This window comes from Streptomyces sp. NPDC051104 (assembly GCF_040682835.1).
Taxonomy (GTDB): domain Bacteria; phylum Actinomycetota; class Actinomycetes; order Streptomycetales; family Streptomycetaceae; genus Streptomyces; species Streptomyces cynarae.
In genome coordinates this window covers 1-1,201 of record NZ_JBFBBS010000159.1, presented here as the reverse complement: position 1 = coordinate 1,201, position 1,201 = coordinate 1, and the positions used below count along the sequence as shown (strand labels likewise).

The 1,201-nt window shown below is 29.1% G+C and carries 2 protein-coding genes; both read left to right on the top strand.

From position 1 onward, the window contains the following. The first annotated feature begins 482 nt into the window (after nucleotides 1-482). Complete coding sequence (locus AB0N14_RS40280; protein ID WP_366030638.1) at nucleotides 483-704, top strand: hypothetical protein; 222 nt, start codon at nucleotides 483-485, stop codon at nucleotides 702-704. 212 nt (nucleotides 705-916) lie between these two features. Next, nucleotides 917-1,201 (top strand): Abi family protein (locus AB0N14_RS40275; protein ID WP_366030637.1); only part of this gene is annotated, 285 nt, incomplete at its 3' end.

The following is a 1,201-nucleotide window of genomic DNA, read 5'->3' as shown; positions in this document are numbered from 1 at the left end:
GTTTCCCCTTTTTAGCCTTTTTTTAGAGTTTTTAGCCTATTTCCTCCTTTCTACTACATAACTTTTAGGGGTAAATTATCCTTGTAATCGTTGTGGTTGAGCGATTTCGTTTCAGAAAAAAAGTTTTCAAAAATCACTTTTTTCGAAAGGGAGCCACTATTGGTATACGGTATTCCTAAAACAAATAGGGGCGGGGTATTCATTTTTTAATATTTTTTTACGTTTTTATAAAAAAAGTTTTCAAAATTGGTCTGTGATGCAAGAAAACAGTATATGTGTGCTCTCTTAAGTCTTATTTATTGGCAATTATTGGAAAAAAGGAGAAAGAAATAAAATATGTTGTAAGAATATACTCTAACGTGGAGGTACTTTCTTTTATTCATAAAATTTAGGATTACTACTTACGGTCATGATAAATGAATGCAGATAAATTATAAAATTAACTTCTGACTTTGGTCACTACTTTTTTTATTTTTCAGAATATGATATACTTTTTAATAAAACTAAAAAATGGTGGTAGTAATATGAAATTTGAAGGAACTTGGTTTGTTGTTATTATACTAAGTATTGAGGTTTTTGCTTTCGGAGCATTTGAGCAGTTTGATCAAATTCTTTTGATAGGGGGAATTTCTTTTATATTATCTATACTATTTGAAGCTTCTATTTTGATTAGACACTTTATTCAAAAGCAAACTAAAACATAACCCCGCTTCGGCGGGTGTTTTTTGTTTGTGATAAATATGAACAAAAGTTCAACGTTTTTACTAAACTTTCTAAAATAAGAAAAAACTTATACATTTTTGTTGACAAAATTATAAATATAGTTTAATATATATGTAAATGACAACACTCTCACTCCCTTTGTGGCGGATACGTTCCGAGGTGAGAGTATTTTTTTGTATCTTGAGAGGAAACTATGGAAGAGCCAAAACCGCTTAGTTTTGAAGAGCAAGTTGATTTATTTGAGTCTAGAGGGGTAGTTATTGGAAAAAGAGATATAGCAATTCGACATATTAGAGATATTGGATACTATAAACTCAAATCTTTTTCTTTACCACTGTCAAGAGTAAATGAAAACAAAGAACGTAAATACACTGATGTAACCTTTCAGGATATTTTGAATCGTTTTTATGCTGATAAAGACTTAAGAATTTCATTATTACATAGTATAGAAGATATTGAAGTTTCTATAAAGACTAAA